This is a genomic window from Dactylosporangium sp. NPDC006015 (genome assembly GCF_040614215.1).
Taxonomy (GTDB): domain Bacteria; phylum Actinomycetota; class Actinomycetes; order Mycobacteriales; family Micromonosporaceae; genus Dactylosporangium; species Dactylosporangium maewongense.
Genome location: NZ_JBEXUD010000061.1, coordinates 61,830 through 72,995, shown reverse-complemented (window position 1 = coordinate 72,995; position 11,166 = coordinate 61,830). Strand labels below are relative to the sequence as shown.

Sequence of the window (11,166 nt, the reverse complement as noted above, 5' to 3'; positions counted from 1 at the left end):
CCCGAACGTGTAGGAGAGCCGCCCGGAAACGACGCTGGCGGCGTTGCCGGTGCCGAGGTAGCCCTCGACGTTCTCCTCGGCGGCGGCGATGCCGGTGGCGTGGCGGCGCTCGTCGTGGTCGTCCTCGCCGTGTTCCTGGCGCTGCAGTACAACTGGGGCGGCGGCCAGGGAAACCGGAGCCCCGGCGACACGACGGGCACCACCGGCGCCGGCACCACCGGCGCCGGCACCGCCGCCGCGGGTGCCGCAGGCGGGAAGCAGACCGTCCAGGTGGGCAGGACCGCCTGGTACGCGGGCTTCCGCATCGACTTCGGCATGGCCACCTACGACCCCGGCGCCGAGCAGCCGGTGCGCGTCGAGCTGAAGGTCGGCAACCGCGGCCGGGAGGACGCCGACCTGCTCGGCATCACCGTCCCGATGTCGATCCGGTTCGGCGACAGGACGACGCAGGGCAGCTACACGGGGTCGCGCCGGGTCGGCGCCCGCTCCGACGTCGAGGTGGGGGTCGCCTTTCCGGTCAAGGGGCCGGTGAACCTCGCCGACGGGGTGCTGACCGTCGGCGGCGACGACCGCCTCACCGCCCAGATCCCGTTCCGGGCGGGCGCCTCGGCCCCGCCGGTGGTCGGCCCCGTGCAGATCCTGGCGCCGGCGACGGCCGCCACCGACGGGCTGACGTTCAAGAACGTCACCTGCGAGCTGCGCACCGACTTCCTCGACGCGCACCAGCAGGTCAGCGCGAAGGACCGGGCGATCGGCTGCGCGTTCGACGTGTCGTTCAGCGGCAGCCGGTACGCCGGCGTCGGCCCGGACGGGCTGCGGCTGGTCATGCCGGACGGCTCGGTCCGGGCGCCGCAGCGGTACCCGGCGTTCCACCTGAACAACGGCGAGGAGCGGCGCGACGAGCTGGTCGAGTTCGTGTTCGGCTGGCCGGTGACCGGACCGGGCGGGTTCGCGCTGCGCGTGTTCGACACCGACCTGCGCAACCCCGACCGCAAGGACCTCCCGCTCACATTGCCGTGACGCGGGCGCGGGGGCAGAATCCGGCCGTGGACTCTCCAGTACCGCCGCCGCGGGGCAAGCGCGGGATCATCGTCGGCGCCGCCGCCGTCACCGTCGCGGCGGCCGTCGTCGCGGGGCTGGTGATCGCCGGGCGCGACGGCGGCAGCGGCCCTGCCGCGGGCCCCGCGACGTCAGGTCCGGCGGCGACCGCCGGTACACCGGCGGCGAACGCCAACCCGGGCTCCCCCACCGCGGGCACGAGCGCCGCCACCACCGCCCCCGCACCGGGCAGCCCCGGCGCGCCGGGTGCACCGGCCACGACGGCGGCGGCGACGGTCGCGATGCCGAACCTGGTCGGCATGAACGCGGCGGCCGCCCGGATCGAGCTGGAGCGGCTCGGCTTCGGCGACGTGCGGTTCGGCTCGCAGGACGCCGCCGAGACGAGCGTCGTGCTGCCGCAGAACTGGACGGTGACCCGGCAGTCGGCCGCCGCCGGCGCGCGCGTGCCGACGACGACCGCGATCGTGCTGACCTGCACCCGCCGGGTCTGACCCGGTCCCTTCAGGTGGTCTGGGGGACCTTCGGCGTGATCAGGTGTGCGTAGCGGCGGGTGGCCACGAGCAGGAACCTGCCGTCGCCCTGCCGCGAGAACTGGCTTCCGACCAGGTCGACCACCGCGGCCTGCTGCGGCAGCGACTCGACGAACCGGCCGACCGACGCCCACATCTGCTTCTCGGTCGCCCCCTTGTGGAACAGGTAGGTCTCGAAGTACGTGATGTCCTGCGCCTTCGTGGTCTTGAGGTGCTGGCGCAGCGACCGGCGGATCGCGGTGTTGTCGTCCGCGAGCTCGGCGCGCGTGGCCGTGCCGGGCGACGGCCGGGCGCCGAGCAGCGACTGGAGCGTGGTGGCGTAGGCCGCCAGTGAGCCGCGGAGGGCGGCCGCGTAGTCCTCACCCTTCGCGACGCTCTTCTCGTCGGCCAGGAGCTGGTCGGCGATCTCGTCGATGTGGCCCAGCCGGGCCCGCATGGTCCGCTCGAACTCGAGGTCCAGGTCGGCCGTGCTGATGACGGGCAGCGACGACAGTGGCCCGTCGGGGAACACCCTGACGGTCAGCGCCTGGTCCTTGGCCGCGCCGCCGCCCCCGCCGACGCCCGTGTACGGGTTGCCGTCGATGATCATCCAGCTGACGGCGCCGACCTCGCCCAGGTCCGGGCGCAGCGCCGGCTCGGCGCGCTTGAGGTTGCCCACGATCTCGCCCAGCACGTCGCCGGTGACGGCCATCTTCCCCGCGACCGACGCGTGCCGGTCGGCCCCGTCCTTGTCCGTCTGGGCGAGCGCGCCGCGGTCGCGCGCCCCCAGGTACTGGGTGACCCGCGGGTCGCCGAGCAGCGCGCGGGGATCGTTGCCGGACAGGGCGGTGCCGGACTCGACCCGCAGTGACTGCTGGTGGACGAGGGCGGCGTCGATCTCGGTGAACTGGCCGGGCGTGAGCCCGACGGTGGCGCTGGTCAGCACGCGGACCTTGTACCTCGCGCCGCCGTCGAGGACCACGTGCACCTCGCCGGTGCCGATCCGCTTGTTCAGCCTGCCCGTGTGCGTGGCGTCGGCGTACAGGTCGACGAGGTTGCCCGGGGCCAGCCGGTATTCGGGTTGCATCGCAGCTCCTTCGTGCTCGGTGGGTTCGCGGCGATGGAGACGTGGCGAGTAGCGGGTTCGATACGGAGTGTCGCCATCCTGACATCACTGCGTGCCGGGGCGATCACCCTGAGCCAATGATGATTGCCGATGTTGACCCGACCGCAGTGACGGTCGTAGTTTTCATCGACATCAATGGTCGATGAGAAGAATTTCCGTCGGCCGGACGTTCAGGAGGCACCGCCATGCCATCGAAACGTGCCCTGCGCCGCCCGCTGCTCGCGGGCGCCGCGCTGGCTCTCGCGAGCGCGCTCGGCGCCGTCGCGGTCACCGCGGCCACCGCCGGCCCGGCCCACGCGGCCCCGAACAGCTGCGGCTTCGTGTTCGACGACTTCAACTACAGCTCGTCCGCCGACGGGAACTTCACCGGCCACGGGTGGACCCCGCGGGGTAACGCCGGCGGTCCCGGCGTCCCGGGCGCCACGTGGGCGCCCGGCAACGTCACGTTCCCGACGTCCGGCGGCCAGAAGGTCATGCAGCTGACCGCGTCGACGAACGGCACCGGCGCCGGGACGCGGCACGCCGAGGTGTACTCGAACCAGAAGCGGTACTTCGAGGGCACCTACGCCAGCCGGATCCGCTTCGCCGACGCGCCGGCGAGCGGCGACGACGGCGACCACATCAACGAGACGTTCTTCGCGATCAGCCCGCTCAACGGCGACCTCGACCCGACCTACAGCGAGCTGGACTTCTCCGAGTACCTGCCGAACGGCGGCTGGGGCGAGGCCGGGCCGATCAACTACCAGACGAGCTGGTACACGTACCGCAACGAGCCGTGGCTGGCCGACAACACCCACTCCGAGCAGCGGCGCAGCATCGACGGCTGGCACGACCTGGTGGTCCAGGTGTCCGGCGGGCACGTCAAGTACCACATCGACGGCGTCCTCGTCGGCGACCACTCCGGCAAGTTCTACCCGCGGCAGACGATGACCGTGAACTGGAACCTGTGGTTCATCGACCTCGCCACCCACACCGGCGGCACCTCGACCTACGTGCAACAGGTCGACTGGTTCCTCTTCGCCCGCAACCAGGTGCTGTCGCCCGCCGCGGCAACGGCCCAGGTCAACACCTACCGGGCGGCCGGCAACACCTTCACCGACACGTTCGACACCGCCCCGGCGTGCGGCGGCCAGTCCGGTACCTCGGCGATCATCGGCAACGGCAGCAACCGCTGCGTCGACGTGCCGAGCTCCAACGCCACCGACGGCAACCGCCTGCAGATCTGGGACTGCAACGGCACCGGCGCCCAGCAGTGGACCTTCGCCGCCGACGGCTCGCTGCGCGCGCTCGGCAAGTGCATGGACGTCTCCGGCGGCGGCACCGCCGACGGCACGGTCGTGCAACTGTGGACCTGCAACGGCACCGGCGCGCAGAAGTTCACGCTGACCGCCGCCGGCGACCTCGTGAACCCGCAGTCGAACAAGTGCGTCGACGTGCAGAACGTGGCCACCGCCAACGGTTCGAAGCTGCACATCTGGACCTGCAACGGCGCCAGCAACCAGAAGTGGCACCGGTAGCACCGGCTGCTCGCCTTCGCCGGGGCGGCCGCTGTACGGGCGGCGGCCGCCCCGGCGTCTCTCAGCCTGGCCTGTTAGCCCGGCGTCACAGGCCGGGCAGCATCGCGATCGCCGGCGTGCGTGGCCTCGCGACGCCGGCGCGCTCGTCGAGCAGGCGGTTGGCGTTGCGGGTGGTGAGGGCGCGCCACGCCGGGTCGACGGTGCGGGCCTGGGCGAGGGCGCCGGCGGCCGGGGTCCAGCAGTAGTCGCTGCCGTACAGGACCCGGTCGTCGCCGAACGCGCGGGTCAGCGCCGGCGCGGCGTGCGGGAACGGGGTGCCCGCGATGTCGTACCAGAGGCCGGCGAGCTGCTCGGTGACGGCCGGGCCCGGCACCTGCTCCGGCAGCAGGCCGCGGAACAGCTCGAGACGCTCGGCGAGCACCGGCAGCGCGCCGCCGCTGTGCGAGAAGACCCAGCGGATGTTGCGGTGCCGGTGCACGGTCCCGCTGAGGACGAGGTCGGCGGCCGCCCGGGCCGAGTCGAAGATGAACTCCAGCATCGGCCGGGGGCGGCCGCCCGAGACCCGTTCCCAGTTCGGCGGCGACACCGGGTGCACGAACACGATCGCGCCGCGGCGGTCGAGCTCCGCGTACAGCTCGGCGTAGCGCGGGTCGCCGAGGTACACGCCGTGCGCGTTGCTCAGCACGGCCACGCCGGCGGCGCCGAGCTCGTCGAGTGCGTACGTCGCCTCGGCGAGCGCACCCTCCACGTCGGGCATCGGCAGCGCGGCGAAGTGGCCGAAGCGGTCCGGGAACCGTTCCACGACCCCGGCGGAGAACCGGTTCAGGGACCGGGCGAGGGCGCGGGCGGCCGCGTCGACGCCGAAGTGGGTGCCGGGCGAGGAGACCGACAGCACCGCGCGGGCGATCCCGGCCTCGTCCATCATCGCGAGGTGCTCCGGCACGCTCCAGGTGGCCCAGCGGGGCATGCCTTCGGGGTGGACGTGGCCCGCGCGGGTGGCCGCCTCGACGTACTCGGGCGTGACGAAGTGCGAGTGCACGTCGACGAGCTGATGCTCTGGGGCGTTCGCGTTCATGCCGTCACCTCCGCTGCGCTCCGGCGCCGGCCTGAACTCCACCTGCAACACTGATTCGCGGCTCCTCCGCTACGCTCCGGACCGCTCATGCCGCCACCTCCGCCACGAGCAGGCCGGTGGAGGCGGCGACCGCCCTGCTCTCCCGCAGCCGCAGGCCGGCGTCGGCGAACAGCGCGGCGAACTCGGCCTCGGTGCGCTCCCGCCCCGGGTGCAGGGTCAGCATGATGAGGTCGCGGAGCTTGCCGTCGTGCGGGGTGTCGCCGGCCGGCAGGATCGCGTCGACGACGAGCAGGACGTCGCCCGGGCCCATGGCGCGCCGGATGTTGCGCAGGATCGTCGCGGACTGGGCGTCGTCCCAGTCGTGCAGGATCATCGACATCAGGTACACCTGGCCGTGCCCGGGGACCTCCTTGAAGAAGTCGCCGGCGGCGAGCCTGGCCCGGTCCGCGACCCCGGCGGCGCTGAGCACCCCGGCGGCGTGCACCACGACGTCCGGCCGGTCGAAGACGGTCACCTCGAGGTCCGGGTAGCGGCGCAGCAGCGCGGCGGCCAGGTGCCCGCGTCCGCCGCCGACGTCCACGAGCGAGCGGACACCACTGAGGTCGTGCGCCTCGACGGTCGCCGCGTGCAGCTCCCGCGACAGGTCGCCCATCGCGCCGGCGAACACCGCGGCGCGGGCCGGGTCCTCGGCCAGCCGGCTCCACCAGTCCGCGCCGCCGTGCAGGTGCGGGAACGCGGGCGCGCCGGTCTGGACGCTGTACAGGAGCCCGCCGAGCGCTGCGTGCCGCTGGGTGTCGCCCCACAGCCGGGCCCAGTTGCGCAGCGACCCTTCCACGCCGGCGCGGAGCGCGTCGGAGAGCGGCGTGCTCCCGTACGTGCGGGGCGCCACCTCGGTGAACACCCCCTGCGACGCGAGGGCCCGCAGCAGCCGGTGCAGGGCGTCCGGGTCGGTGCCGGTGTGCCCGGCGAGCTCCTCGACCCGGCGAGGCCCGCCGGCGGTCAGGTCCGCGAGCCCGAGCTCCGCGGCGACCGCCACCGCCTGCGTGACCAGGGAGGCGTGCAGCATCCGCATCATCCGCGCCCGCACCGCCGCCGCCTCAGGCGCGGCTTCCGCCTCGGGTGCGGCGGCCGGTGGCGCAGTTGTGGAGAGAACGGTCATCGCACACCTCCGGCGACTCGGTGATCGGCGACGTCATCCGTGATGACATCGGTGACGTCGGTGATGACGCCGGCGGCGGCCCGGTCGGCGGTGACCCGCTCGGCGAGGTAGGCGGCGATCGCCGCGACGCTCGGGCGGTCCCACAGCAGCGAGCTGGGCAGCGCGAACCGCGCCCGCCGGTGCAGCCGCTGCCGGATCGACTCCGACAGCAGCGAGTCGACGCCGAGCTCCGACAGCGGGCGGTGGGCGTCGATCGCGGCGGGGTCGAGGCGCAGCTCGTGGGCCACGACCTCGCGTACCGCGGCCTCCACCTGCTCGGCGAGGTCGTCCCCGGTCAGCTCGGGCCAGCCGGCCACCTCCGGCGCGCCGGCGTCCCCCGCCGGCACCTCGGCGTGCGACACCACGCCGAACCGGACCCCGAGCAGCTCGGCGAGGACCACCCCGTCGAGCCCCGCGACGCGGACGTCGACCACCGTGTCGCCGGACGGCTCGACGGCGACGAGGTCGACCCCGACGAGTGCCTCGTCCGGCGGCGGCCCGGCGACCGCGACGTGCCGCAGCCGCCCCGGCATCCGCAGCCGGGCCGGCGCCGGGAACGTGACCGGCGCCGCCGACAGCCCCGCGTCGAACAGCGACGCCCACGTGCGCACCGGCATGAGCCCGTCGGGGTCGGCGGCGATGCGGGCCACCACCCGCCCACCGGTCCGCCGGACCTCACGCACCACCCACGGGAACCCGATCCCGACCACGCCGATCTCGCGCAGCAGGTCCATCACCCGCTCGGCCGGCACCACCACCGCCCCGGCCGGCGGCAACTCCAACCGCCCGATCCCCACAACCCCGCCGCTGGCGGTGGCGGTGGCGTGGGTGGCCCAGGCGGAGTCGGAGCCGCCGGCCAGCCGGGAGCTGAGGCGGACCGCGCCGTCCTGGCGGACGACCTGCACGTCGCGCGGGGCGCCCAGGGTGAGCGGCACGCGCAGCGTGACGTCGGTCAGGGCCGGCGTCTCGGCGGCCGCGAGCAGGGTCGTGAGGACCACGGCGGCGGGCAGGACCTCGGTGCCGAGGACCCGGTGGCCGCCCGGGTACGGCCGGCTCCCCTCGTCCAACCGCGTCTGCCACAGCCACACGGGGTCGGTGCCCTGCACGACGGTCCGCCGGCCGAGCACGGTGTGGGCGGTGACGTCGTGCTGCTGGACGGGCTCGGCGGTGGCGGGCTCCGGCTCGGCCCAGAAGCGGCGGTGCTGCCACGCCATCGGCGGCAGCTCCGCGCGGCCGCCGCCGGGGAAGACGAGCGACCAGTCGACCGGCACGCCGGCGCAGTACAGCGCGCCCAGGGTCCCCAGCATCGTGGGCCGCTCCGGTTGGTCGCGGCGCAGGGTCGGCAGGACGGTCGCGCCGTCCGCGGTCTGCAGGATCGAGTGCGCGACGACCGGGTGCGTCGACACCTCCAGGAACACCCGGTGCCCGTCGTCGGTCGCGGCCCGCACGGCCTCGGCGAAGCGCACCGGGTTGCGCAGGTTCGCGGCCCAGTAGGCGGCGTCGCGCGGCGGGTCGGCCCGGGGGTCGGACAGCGTCGTGCCGTAGGCGGGGACCGTGCCGGTCCGCGGGGCGACCTCGACCGCGAGCAGGCCCGGCACGAGCGGGTCCATGTGCGGGCTGTGGAACGCGACGTCGGTGTTGACCCGCCGCGCGGTGAGCCCCGAAGCGGCGAGGAAACGGTCGAGGGCGGCCGCGTCGCCGCTCAGTACCGTCGAGGAGGGCGAGGCGGAGATCGCGGCCACGACGTCCGGTGCGTCGGCCAGGCGCGCCGACGCCTCGGCGAACGGCAGCCCGACCAGCGCCATCGCGCCCTTGCCGGCGGCGTCGCGCAGCAGCCGGGAGCGGCGGCAGATGAGCCGGGCGGCGTCGGTCAGGTCGAGCCGGCCGGACACGACCGCGGCGGCGATCTCGCCCACGGAGTGGCCGATGACGGCGGCCGGTCGCAGCCCGTACGACATCCAGACGCGCGCGAGGCCGACCTGCATCAGGAACGTGAGCGCCTGCACCCGGCCCACCTCCTCCAGGTCGCCGTCGGCGATCACCTGGCGGGGCGACACCCCGAGCTCCTCGCGGTAGACGGCGTCGACCTCGGCGAACGTGCGCGCCAGCTCCGGCTCGGTCGCCAGCAGCTCGCGGCCCATGCCGATCCACTGCGCGCCGTGGCCGGAGAACACCCAGACGACCGGGGTGTCTCCGCCGCGCGGCGCGCGACCCTGGACGACACCGTCCGCGGGGCGGTCGGCGGCCACGGCGGCCAGGCGCTCGATGAGCTCGTCGCGGTCGGCGGCGACGACGGCCGCGCGGACCGGCAGCCCGGTGCGGACCCGGCCGAGGCTCGCGCCGACGGCGTCGAGCGGGTCGCCGCCGGCCGTCACCCAGCCGGCGAGGCGGTCCGCGGTGGCGCGCAGCCCGGCCTCGGTCGCCGCGGACAGCGGGAAGAGCCGCACGCCGGCCGGCGCGGGGACCGCACGGGTCGCGGTGGGCGCCTCCTCGATGATGAGGTGCGCCAGGGTGCCGCCGTAGCCGTAGTTGCCCACCCCGGCGCGGCGCGGGCGGCCGGGCGTCCGCGGCCACGGGGTGCGGTCCCGGGTGACGCGCAGGCCCGAGCCGTCCCACGGGATGCGCGGGTTGAGGCCGGCCCGCGACAGCGTCGCGGGGATCATGTCGTGGCCCAGCGCGAGGACGAGCTTCATGACGCCGACGACGCCGGACGCCGCCTCCAGGTGGCCGAGGTTGGACTTCACGGAGCCGATGAGGCACGGCTCGCCGCCGGCCCGGCCGGCGCCGACGGTCGCGGCGAGCGCGGCGACCTCGATCGGGTCGCCGACGCCGGTGCCGGTGCCGTGCGCCTCGATGTAGCCGATGGAGTCCAGCGGCACGCCGGCGTTGCCGGCGGCCTGGCGCATCAGGTGCGCCTGGGCGGTCTCGCTGGGGGCCATGATGCCGTTGGTGCGCCCGTCCTGGCAGACGGCGCCGCCCCGCACGAGCGCGAGGACCTGGTCGCCGTCGCGGATCGCGTCGCTGTGCCGCTTCAGGACGAGCACCGCGCAGCCCTCACTGCGGACGTAGCCGTTCGCTGCCGCGTCGAACGCCTTGGAGGTGCCGTCCGGCGACAGCGCGCCGGCGGCCTCGAGGATCAGCGCGAAGCTCGGACTGGCCACGAGCATGACCCCGCCGGCGACGGCCAGGGACGTCTCACCGGCGCGCAGGCTCTGGCACGCCTGGTGGACGGCGACGAGCGACGCCGAGCAGGCCGTGTCGACGGTGATGCTCGGGCCGCGCAGGTCCAGGGCGTACGAGACCCGGTTGGCGACGGCGCACATCGACGCGCCGATGCCCGTCCAGGCCTCGACGTTGGGCAGGTCCTCCAGCAGCCGGCGGCCGTAGTCGTCGCAGCAGACGCCCATGAAGACGCTGCCGTCGGTGCCGGCCAGGCTCGCGGGGGCGATGCCCGCGTGCTCCAGCGCCTCCCAGGCGACCTCGAGCGTGACCCGCTGCTGCGGGTCCATGAGCTCCGCCTCGCGGGGCGAGATGCCGAAGAACTCGGCGTCGAAGCCGGCGATGTCGCTCAGGTAGCCGCCGGCGCGCACGGCCCGGGCGACGGCGGCCGCGTAGGCGGGGCCCCGGGCGGCGTACGCGTCCCACCGGCCGTCAGGCACGGCGCCGATCGCGTCGCCGCCCTCGTCCAGCAGCCGCCACAGCGCTTCCGGCGCGTCGATGCCGCCGGGCAGCCGGCAGCCCATGCCGATGATGGCGATCGGTTCGGCGCTGGTGTTCATGTCAGCCCTCCTGGACTCTGCTGGGTGGGGCCGGCGGTGACCGCCGCGCCGATCCACGCGGTGACGCCCTGCCCGGCGGCGAAGCGCGGCGGGCGGGCGCGGTTGGACCAGACCGTCTCCGGGCGCCGCTGCAGCAGCACGAGCCCGTCGTCGCCGAACGCGAACTCGACGTCCTGGGCGCGGCCCTCCTCACGTTCGACGCGCTTGCCGAGCGCGGCCAGCTCGAGGACCTCGTCGTCGCTGAGGCACAGCCGCTCCCGCCGCGCGCCGGTGACCGCGACGGCGAGGTGTCCGCGGCGGTATTCGATGCGTTTGTCGCCGGCGACCCGTTCGAGGACGGTGAGGCCGACCTTGTCGACCGTCCACCGGTCCGGGGTGATCTCGCCGCCGACGACGGCGAGGCCGAGCCCCCAGCCGGCCTCCACCACGATGCGGGACCGGTCGCCGGTGACGGGGCTGACGGTGAACATGACGCCGGCGGCGCGGGCCCGGACCATCCGCTGCACCACGACCCCCATCCCGGTGCCCGGGGAGCGCGCGGTGCCGGTCCAGCACCGCCGGACTTGGTCGAGGACCGCCTCGGCGCCGGTGACGTCCAGCCAGGTGTCGAACCTGCCGGCGAGGCTGGCCGTGGTGCCGTCCTCGGTGGTGCCGCTGGAGCGCACGGCGACGGCGACGTCCTTGCCGCCGCCGAGTCGCTCGTACGACTGGCGCACGGCGTCCGCGACCGCCGCGGGCACGGTGCCGCGGGCGGCGACGAACGCCCGGTGCGCCGGCACGGTGACGACGAACCCCGCGGAGACCGGCAGCCCGGCCCTGGCCAGCCCGGCGAGCCCGGCCGCCTTCCCGCCGGCCTCGGCCGGGTCGGCGCAGGCCGGGTCGTCGAGCGCTCGGGTGAACACG

The 11,166-nt window shown here is 74.9% G+C and carries 8 protein-coding genes; 3 read left to right on the top strand and 5 right to left on the bottom strand.

All coding sequences use genetic code 11. From position 1 onward, the window contains the following. Together ABZ321_RS52305 and ABZ321_RS52300 are read left to right on the top strand one after the other, a co-directional pair. On the top strand, positions 1–1,020 hold a 1,020-nt coding region (locus tag ABZ321_RS52305; protein WP_354903887.1), incomplete at its 5' end, for a hypothetical protein. Between the two features lie 26 nt (positions 1,021–1,046). Then, entirely contained in the window at positions 1,047–1,550 is a 504-nt protein-coding gene (locus ABZ321_RS52300; RefSeq protein ID WP_344504468.1) for a PASTA domain-containing protein, read from the top strand. Positions 1,551–1,560: 10 nt separating this feature from the next. Here the strand turns inward: ABZ321_RS52300 and ABZ321_RS52295 are convergent, their stop codons facing one another. Then, the gene (locus ABZ321_RS52295) at positions 1,561–2,655 is read right to left on the bottom strand and encodes a hypothetical protein (protein ID WP_354903885.1); all 1,095 of its coding nucleotides are present in this window, start codon (positions 2,653–2,655) and stop codon (positions 1,561–1,563) included. Positions 2,656–2,879: 224 nt separating this feature from the next. Here ABZ321_RS52295 and ABZ321_RS52290 point away from each other — a divergent pair, with 224 nt between their 5' ends. Continuing rightward, entirely contained in the window at positions 2,880–4,211 is a 1,332-nt protein-coding gene (locus ABZ321_RS52290; RefSeq protein ID WP_354903884.1) for a ricin-type beta-trefoil lectin domain protein, read from the top strand. A gap of 85 nt (positions 4,212–4,296) precedes the next feature. On the opposite strand, the gene ABZ321_RS52285 is transcribed toward ABZ321_RS52290, so the two are convergent. The 4 genes from ABZ321_RS52285 to ABZ321_RS52270 form a co-directional block, all read right to left on the bottom strand. Then, positions 4,297–5,286 carry an amidohydrolase family protein gene (locus tag ABZ321_RS52285; RefSeq protein ID WP_354903882.1) on the bottom strand — a complete coding sequence of 330 codons (990 nt, stop codon included), beginning with the start codon at positions 5,284–5,286 and terminating at the stop codon, positions 4,297–4,299. An 85-nt stretch (positions 5,287–5,371) separates the two neighbouring features. After that, positions 5,372–6,445, bottom strand: coding sequence for a methyltransferase (locus ABZ321_RS52280; RefSeq protein ID WP_354903881.1), 1,074 nt, complete (start codon positions 6,443–6,445; stop codon positions 5,372–5,374). Next, positions 6,442–10,263, bottom strand: coding sequence for a beta-ketoacyl synthase N-terminal-like domain-containing protein (locus ABZ321_RS52275; RefSeq protein ID WP_354903879.1), 3,822 nt, complete (start codon positions 10,261–10,263; stop codon positions 6,442–6,444). The genes ABZ321_RS52280 and ABZ321_RS52275 overlap by 4 nt, the downstream gene beginning before the upstream one ends. Next, positions 10,260–11,165: a PEP/pyruvate-binding domain-containing protein gene (locus ABZ321_RS52270; RefSeq protein WP_354903877.1), complete on the bottom strand. Its 906-nt coding sequence runs from the start codon at positions 11,163–11,165 to the stop codon at positions 10,260–10,262. The genes ABZ321_RS52275 and ABZ321_RS52270 overlap by 4 nt, the downstream gene beginning before the upstream one ends. Between the last annotated feature and the right edge of the window lies 1 nt (position 11,166).